Source organism: Herbiconiux sp. (assembly GCF_023264855.1).
Classification (GTDB): domain Bacteria; phylum Actinomycetota; class Actinomycetes; order Actinomycetales; family Microbacteriaceae; genus Herbiconiux.
In genome coordinates this window covers 17,013-36,919 of the sequence record NZ_JAHFUW010000046.1, presented here as the reverse complement: position 1 = coordinate 36,919, position 19,907 = coordinate 17,013, and the positions used below count along the sequence as shown (strand labels likewise).

The following is a 19,907-nucleotide window of genomic DNA, read 5'->3' as shown; positions in this document are numbered from 1 at the left end:
GGCGACCCGCTGCTGATCGACGACGGCAAGGTGGGGCTCCGCGTGCTGGAGACCGACGGCACCGTCGTCACGACGCGCGTCGAGGTCCCCGGTGCGGTGTCGAACAACAAGGGCATCAACCTGCCCGGCGTGGCCGTGAACGTGCCCGCGATGAGCGAGAAGGACATCGCCGACCTGCGCTGGGGCCTCAAGCTCGGCGCCGACTACATCGCGCTCTCCTTCGTGCGCAACGCGGCCGACGTCGACGACGTGCACCGCATCATGGACGAAGAGGGCCGCCGCGTTCCCGTCGTCGCCAAGATCGAGAAGCCGCAGGCGGTCGACAACCTCGAGGAGATCATCGACGCCTTCGACGGCATCATGGTCGCCCGCGGCGACCTCGGCGTCGAGCTGCCCCTCGAGGCGGTGCCGATCGTGCAGAAGCGCGCGGTCGAGCTCTCGCGCCGCATGGCGAAGCCCGTCATCGTGGCCACCCAGGTGCTCGAGTCGATGATCTCGTCGCCGCGCCCGACGCGCGCCGAGGCATCCGACTGTGCGAACGCGGTGCTCGACGGCGCCGACGCGGTCATGCTCTCGGGCGAGACCAGTGTGGGCGAGTTCCCGGTGATCACCGTGCAGACCATGGCGCGCATCATCGAGTCGACCGAGGAGCACGGCCTCGAGCGCATCCCCGCGCTCGGCACCAAGCCCCGCACCCAGGGCGGCGCGGTCACCCTCGCCGCCGCCGAGGTGGGCGAGTTCGTCGGAGCCAAGTTCCTCTGCGTGTTCACCGAGTCGGGCGACTCCGTGCGCCGGATGACTCGCCTGCGCAACATCATCCCGATCCTCGGCTTCACGCCCGAGCCCGGCATCCGCAACCGGATGGCGCTGAGCTGGGGCGTGCAGTCCTACCTGGTCGACCGGGTCACCCACACCGACGAGCTGATGGTGCAGGTCGACGACGTGCTGCTCGGCCTCGGCCGCGCTCAGATCGGCGACAAGGTCATCGTCATCTCCGGTTCCCCTCCCGGGGTGTCCGGCTCCACCAACGACATGCGCGTGCACGTCATCGGTTCGGCGCACAAGCCCGAGAAGCCGGAGACCTTCGACAACTAGGGCGCGTGTCACCCGACCGAGGGGCCTGCTGAAGGACCGCTCGGCAGAACCTCAGGTTTCGGCCAGGATTCGATCAATGTTCGATCGGTTCCTGGCCGTTCCTCGTTTCGGGGCGCAGGGCGGCTGTTAGATTTCGGATGCTCCACAGCCTTTGATGTCCGAACGAAAGATTCCGATGATGCCCAGCAAGCGCCTCGTTCTGCGCACCCTCAGCGTGGGGGCCGCCCTCGCGACCGTCGTCGCCCTGTCCGGTTGCTCCACGATCATGCCGTTGTTCGGCATCCAGCCCACGCCCGGCGTCTACAACGGATCCGGGGCCGACAGCACGAAGACGGATCTGAGCGCCACCTCGACCGACGCGAACCTGCAGTTCGCCTCGGTCTTCACCGACATGGGCTCGGTGCACCCCACGGTCGACATCGCCGACCAGCTGCAGCTGAAGCTCGACGTCTGGACCGAGCAGAAGACGCACGACTGGACCCCGCTGGCCGACAAGCGCTTCTCGTTCGTCATCGGCGTCTACGACAACCGCGTGCCGGCCGAGGCGCCCTTCGACCAGAAGCGTCGCGTCTACATGTCGAACATCACCGTGACCGCCAAGACGAGCACGGCATCCGGAGTGGTGGAGACGCCCTACAACCTCAACACCGACCCGCTGAAGGTCACCCTCGACCCGGAGGCGCTGCGGTCGGAGCAGGGTCTCGGCCTGCTGATCACCTCGCCCAAGGGCGGTCTGCAGCTGGAGTCGCAACAGATCGGCGTCGTCTCCGACGACACCCAGGGTGTGATGCTCGACTTCGCGATGCAGCTCTCGTACGAGACCTCGCCGCTGTCGAACAGCTACACGACGCAGATCGTTCACCAGTACGTGCCGATCGCGATCTTCTCCGAGGCGGTGGCCGCGGCTTCGACGCCGACACCCACGCCGACCGTGACCCCGACGCCGATCCCGGCCGGCTAGTCACTCGCCAGCCACGGCGGATGACCGAACACGCCGGGCATACGAAGAACCCCCTCGCTCTGTTGCGCGAGGGGGTTCTTCGTATGGGAGCAGGATGCCCTGAGTGGCCTTAGTTCAGGAAGAGTCCCAGACCGGAGACGTCGTCGGAGTCGGAGGATACCTGGATGGTCAGCAGCGGCTTGCTGGAGCCGATCGGCGCGTTCCAGACGACCGAGGGCATCGTGACGCTCTGGCCGTTGTTGATGGCTGAGTGGATGAACACCGTGGCCGCGGCGGATGAGCTCACCAGCGTCCAGCCGGCGTTCTGGTAGGCGGTGACGATATCGCCCGACAGCGTCCAGCTCGGCGTCCGGTTGTTGAGGAAGCTGAGCGTGATGTTGCCGGAGTTCAGCCCGGGCACGCCCGCGCTGTTGTAGGTGAGGGCACCTCCGGAGTAGGTCGCGCTGCGAGCGGTCTGGTTCGTGCCGGTCGCGGTCAGCGTGCCGGTCACGAAGGCGGTGGGGCTGTCGAAGACGACGCTGGCTGCGGCCAGCGGCGTGGCGACGGCGATCGCGACCACCGGAACGCTCCAGGCGGCGCCGAGGGTCACCTGACGGCGGGTCAGTCCGCGTGCGCTCTCGGCATCGTTGATGTTGGCGATTTCAGACATGGGTATGCCCTTTCAGTAGGACGGGATTCGAAACGGCCGGGGTCAGGTGGCCGCGAGATGGGTAGGAATCGAATCCGAATCTAGCGAGCGAGCTGAGCGCCCTCTGGACGTCTTCTCCCTTTTAACCCCGGCTTTCACCCCGAGCCGGGAGCGGGTTCACCCGTGGTCCTTCGACGTCATTCCGAGGGGAAGGAGTCCAGGAATTCGCGCAGCTCGGCGATGATCACCTCGGGATCGGCGTTACTGCTCTCCGCCGCCCGGGCGGCCAGCCACGCGATGCACACCACGGCGGCCCCGTGCACGTCGCCGGGGTCGAGATCCGGCCCGCTGTCGAACAGCGGTGCCAGGGCGAGGTCCATCGCAGCCAGGTTGGAGGGCATCGTGCTCTCGCTGCTCTGCGAGATCACGGCGTCGAGCAGGCTGTTCGCCGCGATCACCGCGTCGCGCGGGATGCGGGCACCCTCCGGTGCGTCACGGTCGGCCATGCACAGATGCTAGCGGCCTATCCCCGTGCGGGACAGGCAGGGAGCGGGAAGCTCGAGAACGCGATTGTGTCGGGGCCGCCGAGGATCACGATGCGCTTCGTCTTGAGCGCCAGGATGTGATCGATCATCCCCTCATCCAGGCAGCCTTTCTGGGCCAGGAAGATCGGCGTCGGCTGGGCGTAGGCCGCGAGCACGCCGCCAGAGAGGGCGTCCGGGAAGTTCTCGCCGGTGGCGATGTACACCACGTCACGCGAGTTCTGGGCCCGGAAGAACTGGGTCGCCGTCTTCTGCGACACCGCGTACCGGTCGGCACCGGAGACCCGGCCGTTGGTGATGCCGAGGCCGTCCAGCTGGCTCTGCAGCCCACCGCTCACGCTGGCCGTGCCTCCCATGAGCGTGACGAAGGTGATGCCGCGGTCGCGGAGCAGCTTCCGCTCGGCGCTTGTGAAGGAGGTGCGCTGGCCGTCCACCAGAAGCACCGGGGCGCCCACGGAGGCGGCCGCCGGAGTGGCGCTCAGCGCATCCGGGAACCCCCGGCCGGTCGCGATCAGAAGTCGCGATGAGGATGCGGCCCCGAATTCGGGGTCCTGGATGAGGTTGCGGGACATCTCGAAGCGGTCGGCCCCGCCGATCCGTGTCACGGTCGCACCGGGCACGATCACGTGCAGTTGCGAGATCACGGCGGGGCTCAGGGTGTTCTCGCCGCCCAGCACCACGATGTCCGCCGGTGCCAGCCGGACGATCTCGGTGGCGATGGATGCCGGCACCGAGGCGCGCGTCGACAGCAGCAGCGGGGCATCCCGCTGTGCCGCTATCGCCGACCCGCTGAGCGAGTCGGAGAAGTTCTCGCCGCTCGCCAGATAGACCAACGGCGAGCCAGCAGGAGCCACCTGCTGCGAGACGAGGGCGGAGACTTCGTACCGGTCCTGGCCGGCGAGGCGCTCGACCACGGGTGGCGGCAGCGGCACGGACACCGAGACCGAGGTCTTGGACACGGTCGGGTACCCGGACTTGCTGCCGGTCACTGTGACGGCGAGCTTCTTCCCGGCGTCGTCGGATTGCACCTGATACGTGACGGCGGTCGCGCCGGCGATGGCGGTGCCGTTCCGCGTCCACTGGTAGGCGAGCGCGACGGGCGCGGGGCCCCAGGTACCCGGCTCTGCCGTCAGCGTCGAGCCCACGGCGGGTGAGCCGGCGATCGTCGGCGTCGGGGTGGGCTCGAGCACTCGGACAGGTGTCACCGGAGCGGAGACCGAGGTCGCGATACCGCTGGCTGCCGAGGAACCGGTCAGAGCGAAGGTGAGCTTCGTGCCGATGTCGGCGTCGGTCACCACGTACTGCGCTGTGGTGGCGCCGGGGATCGGGATGCTGTCACGCCGCCACTCGAAGCGGACGGTCGAGGCGGCGGGTTTGAAGGTCCCGTACGTGGCCGTCAGCGTCTGCCCGACGCGGGGCGTGCCGGTGATGGTGGGGTAGGGGACCGTGGTGAACGAATTGCCGCGGTTGATCGCGAGGTCGAGGCTGGCCGGCGTCGTGCGCTCCACGACGAAGATCTTCGTGCCGCTGCTGAGAGAGCCGTCCGCGTACTCGTAGTCGAAATCGCCGCGGATGTTCTCCCACCAGCTGATCTCGTAGCTCGTGTCGTACTCGCCTGTCGCGCCGTCCCAGGGCGGCGAGATCCGGATGAGGTACCGGCCGGGAGGCAGCCCGATCTCGTAGCGGCCGTCGGCATCCGGTTGTACCGTGCGGCGGTAGTTGGTGCCGTCTTCGGTGAAGGACTCGTCCAGGGAGATGTACGTGATCCTGAACTTCGTGATGTCGCCCTCGAGTGGCGCGGAGCGGGTGAGGATGCCGGAGACGACGCTGAACGGATCCAGGGCGAAGTCCACGCCGTCCAGTTGCTGTCCGACGGCGACGGTGACCGTCGGCCCGGCCGTCTCGAGGTGCCCGCTTCTCGCGGGTGCCTCTTCGGGAAGGCCGACCAGGGGATAGGTGCCCGCGGGCAAGCCCGCGATACGGTAGTTGCCCTGGAAGTCGCTGATCGCCCAGATCTCGGGGCCGAAGAGGTCGCTGGTGACCCGGACGCCGCCGAGCGGGCCGCCATCGGAGCCGTACACGGTACCGGTGATGACCGCCGCGGGAACGAGCGCGGCGTCGACGGCGTCGATCGACTGCGCGGTCGCGACCACGACGGGCGCGGTCGTCTGCAAGACATAGGCGCCGAGAGGGTCGGAGAAGGTGACCGGGTACGAGCCGATACTGGCGGCGGTGAGGGCATAGGTGCCGTCGGCATCCGTCCGGGCGCTCTGGCCGTTGCGGGTGACATCGATCCCCTCGAGCGGAAGTCCCGTGGTGGACGAGGTCACGGTGCCGGAGACGACACCGGGGGAGAGCAGGTCCAGCGCGACCGGATAGGTCTGACCGAGGACGGTGTTCTTCAGCTCGACCTCGACGGGACCATTTCCCGCCAGCTCGCCGCGAACCCGGTAGGTGCCGGAATTCAGCCCCGGGATGTCGAACGCGCCGTCGCTTCCGACGGTGCGGGTGGTCACCGGGTACCCGCTGCTCAGGACCGTGACCTTGGCGCCGGCCGGGCTCTGGCCGCTGGTCAGCGCGACGGTGCCCGAGATGCGCACACCGAGAACGAGCGCGACATCGACCGTGTTGGGACCGGACGGGTCCGGCACGATCGGGGTGATGTCGCTCCGCAGGTACTCACTCCCCGGGGCAGGAAGGATCGTGAGGATGAAGGTGCGCCCGTCGGCCGGAACTCCGGTGAGCTCGTAAGCGCCGTCGGACGACGTCGTCGCCGTGGCGACGGGCGCCCCGTCGTCGCGGAGGGTGACTGCCGCCGCGGCGATCGGCGGACCCGATGCATCCCCACCGGTCACCGTGCCCGAGATGGTCACCGTGGGCGGCTCGGCCGCGAAGGCTGCCGGCGTGGCCGGGACGCTCAGCGAAGCGAACAGCACCATCACGACAGCGGCCGTCACCCCCGTGCAGAACCTTGTAGAAATGCGTGCGAGCCACTCGATCCCCCGATCGACACCTGTCAGTGGGGGAATCCTAGCCTCAGGATGGGTACCGGTGGTGGGACTCGAACCCACATGCCCTCACGGACAACGCATTTTGAGTGCGTCGCGTCTGCCATTCCGCCACACCGGCTTGCTACGAGCGAGGTCAAGAATACCGTAGGGTTGAAATGTGACTGACCAAGAACCAGCGACCATCGTGCCCCGTCGGGTAGTGGTGGCCGAAGACGAATCCCTGATCCGCCTCGACATCGTCGAGATCCTCCGGGACAACGGCTTCGAGGTCGTCGGCGAGGCCGGCGACGGCGAGACGGCTGTGGCGCTCGCCACCGAGCTGCGTCCCGACCTGGTCATCATGGACGTGAAGATGCCCCAGCTGGACGGCATCTCCGCCGCCGAGCGCCTGTCGAAAGACCACATCGCCCCCGTCGTGCTGCTCACCGCCTTCAGCCAGAAGGAGCTCGTCGAGCGGGCCACCGAGGCCGGCGCACTCGCCTACGTGGTGAAGCCGTTCACGCCGAACGACCTGCTGCCCGCGATCGAGATCGCCCTCTCGCGCTACGCCCAGATCATCACGCTCGAGGCCGAGGTCGCCGACCTGGTCGAGCGATTCGAGACCCGCAAGCTCGTCGACCGGGCCAAGGGCCTGCTGAACGAGAAGATGGGCCTCACCGAGCCCGAGGCGTTCCGCTGGATCCAGAAGGCCTCGATGGATCGCCGGCTCACCATGCACGATGTCGCCCAGGCGATCATCGAGCAGCTGTCGCCGAAGAAGCAGTAGCCCCGCTGGCGCCGCTCAGTTCTCAGCGGCGATCGGTGAGGATGTTCGTCATCCGAACCGTGCACACGCGGCGACCCTCGCCGTCTTCGATGGCGATCTCGTGCGTCGCCAGGGTGCGCCCGAGATGCACCGGGGTGCAGACGCCCGTCACCCATCCCGTGGTCGCGGCCCGGGAGTGCGTGGCGTTGATCTCGATGCCCCTGGCCAACCGGTCCTTGCCGGCGTGCAGAGCGGCGGCTGTCGAACCCAGGCTCTCGGCCAGAACGACGGATGCTCCGCCGTGCAGAAGACCTACCGGCTGGGTGTTGCCCTCCACCGGCATCCGGGCCACGCAGCGCTCGAGGGAGAGTTCCAGGAACTCGATGCCCATGCGCTCGGCGAGTACCCCGATTCCCTGGTATCCGAATTCCTTCATGGCGTCCAGCGGGAGGGTTTCGGGCTGCGTCATCGGGGCGTGATCCTGTCTCTGGGAACTGACCAGGGGGCTGTCCGCGAGGCTGTCGGAGGCCGTGTGTAGGCTTGCCGTGTGCCGGACAACGAACAGCCTACTCTTCTCATCATCGACGGACATTCGCTCGCGTTCCGGGCGTTCTACGCCCTTCCGGTCGACAGTTTCCAGACCCGCGACGGGCAGCACACGAACGCCATCCACGGCTTCATCGCGATGCTTCTTAACCTCCTCAAAGCCGAGAAGCCCACGCATCTCGCCGTGGCGTTCGACATCTCGCGATACTCGTTCCGCACCCGGGAGTACCCCGAGTACAAGGGCACCCGCGGCGAGACGCCGGCCGAGTTCATCGGGCAGATCCCGCTGCTGCAGGAGGCGCTGCACGCGCTCGGCATCATCACGATCGAGAAAGAAGACTTCGAGGCCGACGACATCCTCGCCACCCTCGCCCGCCAGGGCACCGAGCAGGGTTACAAGGTCTTCGTGGTCTCGGGCGACCGGGATGCCATCCAGCTCGTCAACGACACGGTGACGCTGCTCTACCCCTCGCGCCAGGGCGTCTCCGACCTCACCCGGTACGACATCGAGAAGGTGTTCGACCGGTACGGCATCCGGCCCGAGCAGTACCCCGAGATCGCCGCCCTCGTGGGCGAGACCAGCGACAACCTGCCGGGCGTGCCGAAGGTGGGCGAGAAGACGGCCGTGAAGTGGCTGAACCAGTTCGGTTCGCTCGACGAGATCCTGGCGCACCGTGACGAGATCCCGGGCGTGGTGGGCAACAACCTGCGCGAGCACGTCGACAGCGTGGTGCGCAACCGCAAGCTCAACCGGCTGCTGACCGACGTCGATCTGCCGTTCGGTCCCGACGACCTCGCCCGGCAGCCCGCCGACGAGCAGCAGGTGCGCGACGTGTTCGCCCGGCTGGAGTTCCGCACGCTGCTCGACCGGGTGCTGAAGCTCGAGGGCATCGCGGGCGACTCCGAGGTGGGCAAGGCAGCGGCCGCCGAGGCCGCGGCGAAGGCCGAGAACGCGCCGACCCCGGTGACCCTGCTCGACGAAGAGCTCGCTGCCTGGCTGGGCCGGCGTTCGGCTGGCCCCGGCGAGGGCGAAGTGCCGTCGGTGGCGGATGCCGTGGCCGTGCACATCGAGACGGTCGACGGCTTCCCGATCGCCATCGGTCTGGCCACCGCGCACGAGACCGTCTTCCTGCCCTGGATCCCGAACAGCCGTGACTACGCGCCCCTGGAGGCCTGGCTCGCCGGCCCCTCGCCGAAGATCCTGTTCGACGCCAAGCGTCAGATCAAGACGCTGAGCTCGGCCGGGCTGCCCGTCGGCGGCCTGATGTTCGACCCGGTGATCGCCGCCTGGCTGCTGAAGCCCGACTCCAGCGCCGATCGTTCGCTCGCCCAGCTCGTCGACCGGCATCTGCTCGAGGTGCTTCCCACCTCCGATCCCAATCAGCTGGTTCCGGATGACGACACGGTCGTCGGCCCGGCGGGCGAGGCCTGGTACGTCTGGCGGGTCGCCCAGGCGCTGTCCGGTCTGCTCGACGACCGAACGCGCCGCGTGCTCACCGAGATCGAGATGCCGACGCTGCTGGTGCTCGCGCAGATGGAGCTGACCGGTGTCACCGTGAGCCACGACGAGCTGTCGGCGCTGTCGACCGAGCTCGGCGACTCGGCCACGCAGATCGCCACCGAGGCCTTCGGCATCATCGGGCGCGAGGTGAACCTCGGTTCGCCGAAGCAGATCCAGGAGGTGCTCTTCGACCAGCTCGACATGCCGAAGACCCGCGCCACCAAGACCGGCTTCTCCACCGATGCCGGTGCGCTGGCCGACCTCCAGGCCTCGAACCCGCATCCCTTCCTGGGCCTGCTGCTGGCGCACCGCGACGCCACCAAGCTGCGCCAGATCATCGAGGGCGTCGACAAGGCGATCGCTGGCGACAAGCGGGTGCACACCACCTACGTGCAGACGGGGTCGAGCACGGGCCGCATCTCGTCGACCGACCCGAACCTGCAGAACATCCCCGTGCGCACCGAGGAGGGCCGTCGCATCCGTGCCGCCTTCCAGGTGGGCGAGGGCTTCGACACGCTGCTCACCGCCGACTACTCGCAGATCGAGATGCGCATCATGGCGCACCTCTCCGGCGACGCCGGCCTGATCGAGGCCTTCCACTCCGGCGAAGACCTGCACCGCTTCGTGGGTGCCCGCATCTTCTCGGTGGAGCCCGAAGACGTCACGCCGAACATGCGCACGAAGGTGAAGGCGATGTCGTACGGACTCGCCTACGGCCTGAGTGCCTTCGGTCTGTCGAAGCAGCTGCGCATCGAGACGGCCGAGGCCAAGCAGCTGATGACCGATTACTTCGAGCGCTTCGGCGCGGTGCGCGACTACCTGCGCAACGTGGTGGTGCAGGCCAAGGTCGACGGCTACACCGAGACGATCTTCGGTCGTCGCCGCCCCTTCGCCAACCTCAACAGCAACAACCGGGTTCTGCGCGACAACGACGAGCGCGCGGCTCTCAACGCGCCCATCCAGGGCACGGCGGCCGACATCATCAAGATCGCGATGATCAACGTGGCCGCCGATCTGGAGGCGCAGGATCTGCGCTCGAAGATGCTGCTGCAGGTGCACGACGAACTCGTGTTCGACGTGGCACCGGGGGAGTGGGATGCTCTGGCGGAGATCGTGCAGGGCCGCATGTCGTCGGCGGCCTCGCTGACGGTGCCGCTCGAGGTGCAGCTGGGCCGCGGGCAGAACTGGAACGAGGCGGCGCACTAGCCGCCCCGGTGCCTCCGGCGCCGCAGTCGGCTGCCGCTGCTCAGCGGAAGTCGCGGGAAGCGGTCTTGGCGCTGAGCTGGAGCGGCTCGAATCGGTCGGCCACGATGTTCGTGACGCCCTCCTTCGAACGTTCCAGGATGCCCCGCACGATCAGCGCGGGTGAATCGCGGGCCACCCGTCGGTACCTCGTCCACACCCCGACGCTGCAGATGACGTTGAGGATCCCGGTCTCGTCTTCGAGGTTCATGAAGGTGATGCCGCTGGCCGTCGCCGGCCGCTGACGGTGGGTCACCACACCGGCCACCTCGATGCGGCGCCCGTTCTCGGCGCCAGCCAGCTCTGCCACCGAGAGGGCTCCGCGCATCCGCAGGTCGTCGCGGGCGTGGGCGAGCGGATGGTCGTCGGGGGAGATGCCGGTGGCCCACAGGTCGTAGACCACCTGTTCTTCGGCCGAGAGCATCGGCAGCAAGGGCGGCTGCACCGACACGAAGGTGCCGGGCAGGTATTCGGCCCGCTCCTGGGAGGCGTTTCCCGACTCCCAGAGCGCCTCGCGCTTGGTGAGGCCGAGCGATTCGAAGGCGCCGGCGGTAGCGAGGGCTTCCAGCTGCGAGGTGGTGAGGCCCACCCGGCGGGCGAGGTCGCCCATGCTGAGGTAGCGGCCGTGCTGCTCGCGCTCGGTGACGATCCGCTGGGCGAGCTTCTCGCCGATCGAGGTGACCTCGGCCAGGCCCAGCCGCACCGCCAGAGCGCCGTCGCGCCGGTGCTCAGCCGTGCGGTCGGGGGCGTCGCGGTCGAATTTCTCCGGCACCGGGGCGGGGGTGTGCACGCATTCGTCGAGGCCGGTCTCGGCGGTGATCCCCGCCTCGGCGAGCAGCAGCGGCTCGAGGCCGGCCTGCACGCCGGAACGCTGGATGTCGGGGCGGCGCACCTCCACGCCGTGCCGCCGGGCATCCGCCGTGAGCGTCTGCGGCGAGTAGAAGCCCATCGGCTGTGCCCGCAGCAGCGCCGCCAGGAACGCGGCGGGGTAGTGCAGTTTGAACCACGAGCTGGCGTACACCAGCAGGGCGAAGCTCGTGGAATGGCTCTCGGCGAAGCCGAAGTTCGCGAAGGCCTCGATGCGCTGGTAGATGTCGTCGGCCAGCTCGCCGGTGATGCCGTTGCCGGCCATCCCCTCGTAGAGCTTGGTCTTCAGCCGCGAGATCTTCTCGAGCCCCCGCTTGGACCCCATCGCGCGCCGCAGCAGGTCGGCGTCGTCGCCGTCGCATCCGCCGACCGCCATCGCCATCTGCATCAGCTGCTCCTGGAACAGCGGCACCCCGAGGGTGCGCTCGAGCACCGGCACGAGCTTCGGATGCTGGTAGGTCACCTCCTCGAAGCCGAGCTTGCGCCGGATGAACGGATGCACGGCTCCGCCCTGGATGGGCCCCGGCCGGATCAGGGCGATCTCCACCACCAGGTCGTAGAACCGCCGCGGCTGCAACCGGGGGAGCGTGCCCATCTGCGCCCGGCTCTCCACTTGGAAGACGCCGATCGAGTCGGCCCGGCAGAGCATGTCGTAGACGCCCTGCTCTTCTTTGGGAATGCTGTGCAGATCCCACTGGCGGCCGGTCGACTCCTTCACGAGGTCGAAGGTGTACTGCAGGGCCGAGAGCATGCCGAGGCCCAGCAGGTCGAACTTCACCAGCCCCATCCAGGCGCAGTCGTCTTTGTCCCACTGCAGCACGGTGCGCTTGTCCATCCGCGCGTTCTCGATCGGGCAGACCTCACCCACGGGCTGGTCGGTGAGCACCATGCCGCCGGAGTGGATGCCCAGGTGCCGGGGAAAACCGAGCAGCCCGGTGGCGAGCTCGATCACCTCGGGCGGGATGTCGTGGTCGCCGCTCTCGACCATCGGCCCCCACCGCTCGATCTGCTTCGACCAGGCATCCTGCTGGCCGGGGCTGTGCCCGAGCGCCTTCGCCATGTCGCGCACCGCGAACTTCGGCCGGTACTGGATGACGTTGGCCACCTGGGCGGCGTTGCGGCGCCCGTACTTGTCATAGACGTACTGGATGACCTCCTCGCGCCGATCGGAGTCGAAATCGACGTCGATGTCGGGTTCCTCCTCCCGGAGCGCGGAGAGAAAGCGTTCGAACGGCAGCAGGCAGGCGATCGGATCGACGGCGGTGATCCTCAGCACGTAGCAGACGGCCGAGTTGGCGGCCGAGCCCCGCCCCTGGCAGAGGATGCCGCGGGCGCGGGCCTCACGCACGATGTCCCAGACGATCAAGAAGTAGCCGGCGAAATCCTTCATCTCGATGACGCGGAGCTCTTTCTCGATCCGCTCGGAGACCTCCGGCCCGGCCCCGGGATAGCAGTCGGCCGTGCCGGCGAGCACGAGCTCGCGCAGGTACGACATGGGGGTGTGCCCCTCCGGCACGTTCTGCCGCGGCAGGCGGGGTTTCGCCCGGCGCAGCTCGAAGGCGAGCTGCTCGGCCACCTCGACGGTGTTCTGCACCACCCCGGGGTAGCGGCCGAAGCGGTGCGCCATCTCGGCGCCCGAACGCAGGTGCGCCATCGGCGCGGCGGGCAGCCAGCCGTCGAGCTCGTCGAGGCTGCGGCGGGCGCGCACCGCTGCCACGGCTTCGGCCAGACGGTGCCGGTCGGGTGTGGCGTAGTGCACGTTGCCCGTGGCGACGGCCATCAGTCCTCGCGCCTCGGCCAGGCCGAACAGGGCGTCGTTGATGCTGCTGTCGAGCGGATGCCCGCGATCGCTGAGTTCGACGAGCACGTTCTCGGGGCCGAACAGCTCCACCAGCCGATCGAGCTCGCGGCCGGCGCCGTCGGCGCCTTCGGCGGCGAGGGCCTGGCGCACCTGTCCTTTGCGGCAGCCGGTGAGCACCATCCACTGGCCGTCGGCGTCGGCGGCCAGCTGGTCGAGGGAATAGAGCGGCTTGCCCTTCTCGGCGCCGGGGGCCAGTTGCGCCGTGGTGATGGCGCCCGCGAGACGGTGGTAGCCCGCCTGCTGCCGGGCGAGCACCAGCAGGTGGGAGCCTTCGGGGTCGGCCGATCCGTTCTGCGGCTTGCTCAGATCGAGGGAGAGCTCGGTGCCGAACACGGTGCGGACGTGGTGCATCTCGGCCGCTTCGGCGAAGCGGGCCAGACCGTAGAAGCCGTCGTGATCGGTGAGGGCGAGCGCGCTCAGCCGCAGCTGCGCCGCCTCCTGCACGAGTTCTTCGGGCGAGGAGGCCCCGTCGAGAAAACTGAACGTGGAGTGCGCGTGCAGTTCGGCGTAGGGCACCACGGCGGTCTCGTCGCCCGACGCTTCGACCGGCGGCGGCACATACGCGGGCCGCTTGCGCGAGTGCGTCTCTTCGCTGGCCATCGGCCCCGTCGGCCGAGTCCGCCCCGACATCTGCCGCTCGAGCTCCGACCAAGGAATCGGCGGATTCTGCCAGCCCATCAGCCCACACCTTTCGCGCCGTGAAGTCGCCCTTCCTGCGGTAGGCCGCACCGGCGGCGGAAAAGCGGCGGCGTGTACGTCGCTTTTCCGCCTGAGGGCGCCCCCATCATGAGCCCGTACAACGCCTCGCACGGTTCGCCGCAGGGGCGGCGGCGAACATCAGTCATATCTGGCCTCCGCCCACCAGCGGCCGTTCTCGAGGGCGAGGAGCCAGGCGGTGCCGTCGGCATCCACCACCTGGAAGCGGTTGAAGCGGCGGCGGGCGGCGGAGTCCCACCAGCGCTCGTAGACCGGCCAGGGGCCCGCCCAGGCCTCGAGCGGCCGCAGGCGCCGGCCACCGGGATCGGGGGAGAAGACGACCGGTGGCGCCGAGAGGAGCCCGCGCTCGGTGATCACGACCTCCTTCTCGCCGGCCGAGAGCACCACGACCGCGCGCGGCCGGTCGAACACGGTGGTGGGCAGGGGCGGGGGGATGCTCCCGGGCCAGGGGGCGATCTCGGCTGCGACCGCAGCCCTGCGCTTCGGCGGACGGGAGGCGGCGGCCTGCCGTTCGTCGACCCGATCGCCCCAGGGTACGAGCAGCTGCCGCTCGCGAGGCGACCGGCCTCCGCCGATCGTGGCCGTCAGCACGCCCTCATGCCCCACGATGCTCTGCACCCGGGACAGCCCGTGGTGGATCCGCTCGTCGGAGCCGCTGCCCCAGAGGCCCGTCTCGTGGTGGGAACTGTGGTCGATGGTCTCGGCCGTGATGCTCACCCGCACGATCGGGGAGGTGAGCGCGCTCTCGATCATGCTGCCGCCCTGCAGCTGCCAGCGCACGCGGTCGACCACGTCGGTGGAGCCGAACCAGCGCGGATGCAGCCAGCTGCGCTCCCTGGCCGGCCCGCGCTCGGGCGTGAGCTCGACCCGCAGGGCCGTGCAGACGAAGCGGGCCGCGGCCAGCTCGTCGACGAAACGGTCGGCGGCGGCACGGATGCCGAAGGCGATCTGATCGATCCGGTCGAGGCCCGGTTCGAAGTCGGTGACGCTCTCCCGCACCTCGGGCGGGATGCGCGGAGTGACCGGTGTGCCGTCGAGCCCGCTCGCCCGGGAGTGCGCCCACGCACCGGGCTCGCCGAAGCGGGAGCGCACATCCTCCGCCGGCAGCACCGCGAATTCGCCCAGGGTGCGGATGCCCAGCCGCCAGAGCAGCGCGGTCAGCTCCTCCTCGGCCAGCAGCTGCACCGGCAGCCCGGAGAGGAAGTGGGGCGACTGCCCCACCGGCACGATCCGGATGAGGTCGACCCCGGGGAGCCTGGCCGCCTGATCGGCCGCGAACAGCCCGTCGGCGATGCCGACGCGCGCATCCGTCACCCCCAGCGCGGCGAAGCGCTCGAGGAAGGCCAGTGCCGCCGCATGCTCGCCGCCGTAATACCGGGAAGGACCTCGGGCCCGCAGGGCGCAGCTGCCGGCCCGCACGATCTGCACCTGCGGGCTCATCTCCTCCAGTGCGGCGATGAAGGGCTCGAAAGCGCGGTTGATGCGCACCGGATCGTGCTCGAAGTCGCGCAGCTGCGGACTGCGCGCCTGCGCCTCCCGCAACCGGAGCCCGCGGCGCACCCCGTCGGCCCGGGCGGCCGCCGAGCAGGCGTAGACCATGCCCTTCTCGACCACGGCGATCGGCTCCTCGGCCGACACCCCCTCGAACCCCGCCGTGGCCGTGACCGGCCAGTCGGGGCACCAGAGCACGACCGAACGCACCGGAGCCGGAGCCGCGCTCATCCCGCCACCTCGCGCAGCCGCCGAACCGGAGTCACGGAGTCCGGAGCGTCCGGACCGCGTGCGCCCGCCTGCTCGAGTACCGGCCGGAACAGCTCCTCGCGATCGGGCAGCCACAACCGCGCCCGCCGAGGCCGCCCGGAGCCCGTGCGCGCCGTGGCCGACACCATCGCCTGGCGCGCGGCCAGATGCCCGTGCCCGCGGCCGATGCCCGACCACGAGCTCTCGGTGATGCGCAGCGTCGCCTCGCTCTGCGGCCAGTCGCCGAGCACGATCAGCGTCGCCTCGCGCTGCCGGATGCGCGACTGCAGCCGGGCCACCACCGAATCGGGCACCCGCGCCGGCATCCGGGTCACCACGACGCCCACCACGTCGGCCATCGCCGCGGTGACCGTGAGCCACTCCTCGCCGGGATGCGGCACGAGGGCGAGCCGCTCGAGATCGATGCCGAAGCGCGAGGCCGCCTCGACCCCGAAATCGGGCATCCCCACCACGCCGCACCACACCCCGTCGGCCGAGGGGCCCGCCATCAGCGCCATGACCAGCGCGGTCGAGTGCTCGACCGAATAGGCGGCTCCCGAACGCAGCGCGCCTCCCGGCAGCAGCGACTCGAGCGCCGGATGCGTGCGCACCGCCCGGGTGTCGAGCTTGGTGGCCTGCATCTGCTGGATGCGCGACTGCAGCAGACGGATCTCCTCGCCCGCCGGAGCGGGGGAGGAGAGCGTGAGCGCGGCATCCGTCATGCCCTCATGTTCGAATATATGTTCGAATAAGTCAATTGCGGGAACGGAGCTGGGGAAAGTCCACGAACGCGCCTGTGGAATCCACAGCGATGCTCTCATGAGTCGCGACCCACCCCGGTGTCGGCCGGGTGTCATAGGGTCGAGGAATGAGCAGTTCCACCGCTTCCCCCGAAGGCCTGAGGGCACCCACCGCCCGAGTCCAGACCGCTATCGACCGGATCGCCGAGACCTGGGTCGACACCCTCGTCGAGCTCGAGCCGGTGCTCGGCACTTATATCGGCCGCACCGAGGTGAACGACCGCTTCGGCGACCTGTCGCCCGAGGGTCACGAACGTCATCTCGCGGCCGTGAAAGGCGTACTCGCCGAACTGGCGGCCACCGAGACGGCCGACGACGTCGACGAGGTCACCAAGGCCGATCTCACGGGCGAGCTCGAGCTCGCGGTCGAGAGCGCCGAGGCCCGGCTCGCCCTCCGCGACCTCAACGTCATCGACTCGCCGTCGCAGCACATCCGCGAGGTCTTCGACCTGATGCCCACGGCCTCCCCTGAAGACTGGTCCACCATCGCCCGGCGCCTCTCCGCTGTCGAAGAGGCCGTCGACGGCTACATCGTCACCCTCCGCGACGGCATGCGCCACGAGATCACGCCCGCCGTGCGCCAGGTCTCCGAGGTGCTGGCCCAGGCCCGCAAGAACTCCGGTCCCGAGAGCTTCTTCACCGGTTTCGTCGCCTCCGAGGCCACCGAGGGCCTGCCCGCGTCGCTGCGAGCCGACCTCGACCGCGGGGCCGCCACCGCCTCCGAGGCCTATTCGAAGCTGGCGCAGTTCCTCGAGAACGAGCTGGCGCCCGTCGCCACCGAGCAGGATGCCGTGGGCCGCGACATCTACGCCCTCCAGTCGCGCCGGTTCCTCGGCGCCACCATCGACCTCGACGAGAGCTACGAGTGGGGCATCGAAGAGCTCGGCCGCATGGCGCGCGAGCAGGAGGCGATCGCCGAGGAGATCCTGCCCGGAGCATCCGTGCAGGAGGCCATCGCCTTCCTCGACCGCGACGAGAGCCGCAAACTGCACGGCACCGAGGCGCTGCAGGAGTGGATGCAGGCCACCAGCGACCGCGCGGTCGCCGAGCTCGGCGCCACGCACTTCGACATCCCAGAAGAGATCCGGGCGCTGGAGTGCATGATCGCGCCCACCCACGAGGGCGGCATCTACTACACCGGCCCCACCGACGACTTCTCCCGCCCCGGCCGCATGTGGTGGTCGGTGCCCGAAGGGGTCACCGAGTTCGACACCTGGCGCGAGCTGACGACCGTCTACCACGAGGGTGTTCCCGGCCATCACCTGCAGATCGGGCAGGCCGTCTACAACCGCGCCAAGCTCAACACCTGGCGCCGACAGCTGGCCGGCACCAGCGGCCACGCCGAGGGCTGGGCGCTCTACGCCGAGCGCCTGATGGAAGAACTCGGCTACCTCGACGACCCGGCAGACCGCCTCGGCATGCTCGACGGCCAGCGGATGCGCGCCGCTCGCGTGGTGCTCGACATCGGCGTGCACCTGCAGAAGCCGCGGCTCGACGGTCAGGGAACCTGGGACGCCGGCTACGCCCTCGACTTCATGCGCCAGAACGTGAACATGGATGACGCTTTCATCCGCTTCGAGGTCAACCGCTACCTGGGCTGGCCCGGCCAGGCGCCCTCGTACAAGATCGGCCAGCGCATCTGGGAAGAGATCCGCGACGTCTACCGTGCCCGCGAGAAGGAGGCCTTCTCATCGAAGGAGTTCCACCGCACGGCGCTCGACCTCGGCGGCGTGCGGCTCGACACGCTGCGTGCCGCACTGCTCGGCGAGAAGTAGGGCCGACATGGCCCGCCCTCGCCCCACCGCCCGCACCCGCCGCTCGCCGTACGAGCTCACGGCCGGTTCGTCGCTCGACGACCTGCATCCCGCCCTCCGCACCTACTTCGCCGGCCTGCCCGCCGGCAGTCGCGGCTACGGCAGCGGTGTCTTCGAGGTCGTGGGCACACCGCGCCGCTGGCTCTGGCCGGCGCTGCACCTTCTCGCGGGTCAGGGGATGCTGTTCCCGGTCTGGGAGAAGAACGTGCCGTTCACCGTGGTCAATGCCCCGATCATCGACCGCGCCGGCAAGACCGCGGTCGTCGCCGTGCGCCGTTTCCATTTCCTCGGCGGCGCGCGCACGATGATCGACGCGATCACGGCCGAGAGCACCGACCGCGACGGACTCGTCGACCACCTCGGCTTCCCGCGCCGCTTCCGGGTACGGCTGGCGAGCCGGGTGGTGCGGGGTGAGTTCCATCTGAGGTCGACGGCGTTCGAGATCCGGATCGGGCGGCACCATCTGCGGGTGCCGGGCATCCTGGCCCCTCGGGTCTCGCTGATCGAACGGTTCGACGATCACGCGCGCCTGCCGGGCACCCCCGACGGGGCATCCGGAGCCCAGCGGGTCACGGTCATCGTCGAGGCGCCGCTGCTCGGCCGGCTCTACGAGTACACGGGCGCGTTTCGCTACGAGGTGCGCGCTGAGCCCTCTTCTGCCGAGAGATCGGGAGCTGTTCCTGCGGAATCGTCGTCGACGGCAGCCCGCAAGGCGACCGGATGACGGCCGCCCGGAGGATCGTGATCGCGGGTGCCTCCGGTTTCATCGGGGAGTACCTGGTGCGGGCGTTCCAGGACGAAGGCGCGCAGGTGGCCAGGATCGGACGCCGGAGCGTCGGATCCGGCGTCCCCGATGCGCACGGCCTCGATGCGCACGGCCCCGATGGGCACGGCCCTGACGCGCACGGCCCCGATGCGCACTGGGGCGACCTGGCCGCCATCACCGGCCTGATCGACGGCGCCGACCTCGTGATCAATCTCGCCGGCAAGAGCGTCGACTGCCGTTACACCCCGGCGAACCGGGCCGAGATCTTCCGCTCGCGCCTGGAGACCACCCGCCAGCTGCACACCGCGGTGGCCGTGGCCTCCAACCCGCCCCGGCTCTGGATCAACGCCTCCACCGCCACCATCTACCGGCACGCCGACGACCGCCCGATGACGGAGTCGACCGGTGAGATCGGCGAGGGCTTCTCGGTGAACGTGGCCACCAGCTGGGAGGAGGAGTTCTTCCGCGGCGAGCTGCCCACCACCCGCCGCGTGGCGTTGCGGATGGCGATCGTGCTCGGCGACGGCAGCGCCCTGGCTCCGATCCGGATGCTCGCCCGGGCGGGCCTCGGCGGCCCTCAGCTCGACGGTCGCTGGCCGTCCACGCCCGCCCGCCGCGCCGCCGGCACCTTCCACCAGTACCGCCCCGGTTCGCGTGGAGGGCGCCAGAAGTTCAGCTGGATCCACCTGCGCGACGTGCTGGGCATCATCCGCTTCCTCGACGCGCATCCCGGCATCGAGGGGCCGGTGAACGCCGCCGCGCCGCACCCCACCGACAACCGCACCTTCATGGCCTCGGTGCGCCGCGCGGCCGGCATCCGCATCGGCCTGCCCGCCTGGCGCTGGATGCTCGAGCTCGGCACGGCCGTCATCCGCACCGAGACCGAGCTGGTGCTGAAGAGCCGCTGGGTCGTACCCGAGAAGCTCGAAGCCGCGGGTTACGAGTTCGCGTTCCGCGATCACGAGGCCGCCCTGGCCGACATCCTCGGTGCGGATCGCGGGCATGAAGCGGCTTCGACACCCGTCTGAGTGCGGCTTGCCGCGGGCCGCAAAGCACAGCTAGACTAGAGCG

The 19,907-nt window shown here is 69.5% G+C and carries 14 protein-coding genes and 1 tRNA gene; 7 read left to right on the top strand and 8 right to left on the bottom strand.

From position 1 onward, the window contains the following. Together pyk and Q0D75_RS16425 are read left to right on the top strand one after the other, a co-directional pair. A partial coding sequence (gene pyk / locus Q0D75_RS16430; protein ID WP_291055806.1) for a pyruvate kinase occupies positions 1–1,095 on the top strand: 1,095 nt, incomplete at its 5' end. 178 nt (positions 1,096–1,273) lie between these two features. Next, positions 1,274–2,056 (top strand): hypothetical protein, encoded by a 783-nt coding sequence (locus Q0D75_RS16425; RefSeq protein WP_291055803.1) that lies wholly within the window; start codon positions 1,274–1,276, stop codon positions 2,054–2,056. Between the two features lie 109 nt (positions 2,057–2,165). On the opposite strand, the gene Q0D75_RS16420 is transcribed toward Q0D75_RS16425, so the two are convergent. The 4 genes from Q0D75_RS16420 to Q0D75_RS16405 form a co-directional block, all read right to left on the bottom strand. Continuing rightward, on the bottom strand, positions 2,166–2,705 hold the full coding sequence (locus Q0D75_RS16420; RefSeq protein WP_291055801.1) for a hypothetical protein: 540 nt from the start codon (positions 2,703–2,705) through the stop codon (positions 2,166–2,168). A 176-nt stretch (positions 2,706–2,881) separates the two neighbouring features. Then, the gene (locus Q0D75_RS16415; protein WP_291055798.1) at positions 2,882–3,190 is read right to left on the bottom strand and encodes a hypothetical protein; all 309 of its coding nucleotides are present in this window, start codon (positions 3,188–3,190) and stop codon (positions 2,882–2,884) included. A gap of 17 nt (positions 3,191–3,207) precedes the next feature. Beyond that, a complete protein-coding gene (locus Q0D75_RS16410) occupies positions 3,208–6,183 on the bottom strand; it encodes a cell wall-binding repeat-containing protein (protein ID WP_291055795.1) in 2,976 nt (991 codons plus the stop codon). A gap of 89 nt (positions 6,184–6,272) precedes the next feature. Further along, positions 6,273–6,355: transfer RNA gene (locus Q0D75_RS16405), tRNA-Leu, on the bottom strand. 39 nt (positions 6,356–6,394) lie between these two features. On the opposite strand from Q0D75_RS16405, the gene Q0D75_RS16400 reads away from it, so the two are divergent. Next, positions 6,395–7,003, top strand: coding sequence for a response regulator (locus Q0D75_RS16400; protein ID WP_291055793.1), 609 nt, complete (start codon positions 6,395–6,397; stop codon positions 7,001–7,003). A 22-nt stretch (positions 7,004–7,025) separates the two neighbouring features. On the opposite strand, the gene Q0D75_RS16395 is transcribed toward Q0D75_RS16400, so the two are convergent. Then, the gene (locus tag Q0D75_RS16395) at positions 7,026–7,451 is read right to left on the bottom strand and encodes a hotdog fold thioesterase (RefSeq protein ID WP_291055791.1); all 426 of its coding nucleotides are present in this window, start codon (positions 7,449–7,451) and stop codon (positions 7,026–7,028) included. A 78-nt stretch (positions 7,452–7,529) separates the two neighbouring features. Here Q0D75_RS16395 and polA point away from each other — a divergent pair, with 78 nt between their 5' ends. Next, entirely contained in the window at positions 7,530–10,235 is a 2,706-nt protein-coding gene (gene polA, locus Q0D75_RS16390; RefSeq protein WP_291055787.1) for a DNA polymerase I, read from the top strand. Between the two features lie 40 nt (positions 10,236–10,275). On the opposite strand, the gene Q0D75_RS16385 is transcribed toward polA, so the two are convergent. The 3 genes from Q0D75_RS16385 to Q0D75_RS16375 all read right to left on the bottom strand — a co-directional run bounded on the left by Q0D75_RS16385 (position 10,276) and on the right by Q0D75_RS16375 (position 16,178). Continuing rightward, complete coding sequence (locus Q0D75_RS16385) at positions 10,276–13,677, bottom strand: error-prone DNA polymerase (protein ID WP_291055784.1); 3,402 nt, start codon at positions 13,675–13,677, stop codon at positions 10,276–10,278. Between the two features lie 159 nt (positions 13,678–13,836). Then, positions 13,837–15,438 (bottom strand): DNA polymerase Y family protein, encoded by a 1,602-nt coding sequence (locus Q0D75_RS16380; RefSeq protein ID WP_291055782.1) that lies wholly within the window; start codon positions 15,436–15,438, stop codon positions 13,837–13,839. Continuing rightward, entirely contained in the window at positions 15,435–16,178 is a 744-nt protein-coding gene (locus Q0D75_RS16375) for a hypothetical protein (RefSeq protein WP_291055780.1), read from the bottom strand. Before Q0D75_RS16375 ends, Q0D75_RS16380 begins: the two co-directional genes overlap by 4 nt. 146 nt (positions 16,179–16,324) lie before the next feature. Between Q0D75_RS16375 and Q0D75_RS16370 the strand changes: the two genes are divergently transcribed. From Q0D75_RS16370 to Q0D75_RS16360, 3 genes are read left to right on the top strand one after another with little or no spacing between them, the layout of a single operon-like run. Further along, positions 16,325–18,031 (top strand): DUF885 domain-containing protein, encoded by a 1,707-nt coding sequence (locus Q0D75_RS16370; protein ID WP_291055778.1) that lies wholly within the window; start codon positions 16,325–16,327, stop codon positions 18,029–18,031. A gap of 7 nt (positions 18,032–18,038) precedes the next feature. Then, complete coding sequence (locus Q0D75_RS16365; RefSeq protein ID WP_291055776.1) at positions 18,039–18,794, top strand: DUF4166 domain-containing protein; 756 nt, start codon at positions 18,039–18,041, stop codon at positions 18,792–18,794. Next, positions 18,791–19,864 carry a DUF1731 domain-containing protein gene (locus Q0D75_RS16360; RefSeq protein WP_291055775.1) on the top strand — a complete coding sequence of 358 codons (1,074 nt, stop codon included), beginning with the start codon at positions 18,791–18,793 and terminating at the stop codon, positions 19,862–19,864. The genes Q0D75_RS16365 and Q0D75_RS16360 overlap by 4 nt, the downstream gene beginning before the upstream one ends. Positions 19,865–19,907 lie beyond the last annotated feature (43 nt).

Excerpts from the sequence above, each read along its gene's own strand:
- Q0D75_RS16365 (WP_291055776.1), top strand. The coding sequence starts at position 18,039 with ATGGCCCGCCCTCGCCCCACCGCCCGCACCCGCCGCTCGCCGTACGAG.
- Q0D75_RS16425 (WP_291055803.1), top strand. The coding sequence starts at position 1,274 with ATGCCCAGCAAGCGCCTCGTTCTGCGCACCCTCAGCGTGGGGGCCGCC.
- Q0D75_RS16395 (WP_291055791.1), bottom strand. The coding sequence starts at position 7,451 with ATGACGCAGCCCGAAACCCTCCCGCTGGACGCCATGAAGGAATTCGGA.
- Q0D75_RS16420 (WP_291055801.1), bottom strand. The coding sequence starts at position 2,705 with ATGTCTGAAATCGCCAACATCAACGATGCCGAGAGCGCACGCGGACTG.
- Q0D75_RS16370 (WP_291055778.1), top strand. The coding sequence starts at position 16,325 with ATGAGCAGTTCCACCGCTTCCCCCGAAGGCCTGAGGGCACCCACCGCC.
- Q0D75_RS16385 (WP_291055784.1), bottom strand. The coding sequence starts at position 13,677 with ATGGGCTGGCAGAATCCGCCGATTCCTTGGTCGGAGCTCGAGCGGCAG.
- Q0D75_RS16415 (WP_291055798.1), bottom strand. The coding sequence starts at position 3,190 with ATGGCCGACCGTGACGCACCGGAGGGTGCCCGCATCCCGCGCGACGCG.
- Q0D75_RS16380 (WP_291055782.1), bottom strand. The coding sequence starts at position 15,438 with ATGAGCGCGGCTCCGGCTCCGGTGCGTTCGGTCGTGCTCTGGTGCCCC.
- Q0D75_RS16360 (WP_291055775.1), top strand. The coding sequence starts at position 18,791 with ATGACGGCCGCCCGGAGGATCGTGATCGCGGGTGCCTCCGGTTTCATC.
- Q0D75_RS16375 (WP_291055780.1), bottom strand. The coding sequence starts at position 16,178 with ATGACGGATGCCGCGCTCACGCTCTCCTCCCCCGCTCCGGCGGGCGAG.